The sequence below is a fragment of the Paraburkholderia sp. SIMBA_053 genome (assembly GCF_046534895.1).
In the GTDB taxonomy this organism is placed as follows: Bacteria; Pseudomonadota; Gammaproteobacteria; order Burkholderiales; family Burkholderiaceae; genus Paraburkholderia; species Paraburkholderia caledonica.
Genome location: NZ_JAWRXU010000817.1, coordinates 1 through 267 on the forward strand (window position 1 = coordinate 1; position 267 = coordinate 267).

Genomic DNA, 267 nt, shown 5'->3' on the forward strand with positions numbered 1-267 from the left:
CTGTCCTTGCCCGTCGACACCGCGCCCCACGCAAGCGCTTCGAGGAGCCGCGCCGGTTCCGTCAGATGCTCGAGCACATGGCGAATCACGACGGCGTCCGGCTGAAACGCCTTCATATCCGCGAGCGGCTCGAACAGGCGCGGATGAAACTCGACGCCCAAACCCGTCTCAGGCGTCGCATTCGGATCGAAACCGATAAAGCGGCCACCCGGCCGTGCCTGCGCGAGTCCGCGCACGAAGTGCCCTTCGCCGCAACCGATCTCGACG

General features: G+C 66.3%; 1 protein-coding gene. It reads right to left on the reverse strand.

What is annotated here, in order from left to right; translation table 11 throughout:
* The coding region (locus SB753_RS37845; protein ID WP_410805259.1) for a class I SAM-dependent methyltransferase at positions 1–267 on the reverse strand (267 nt) is incomplete at both ends.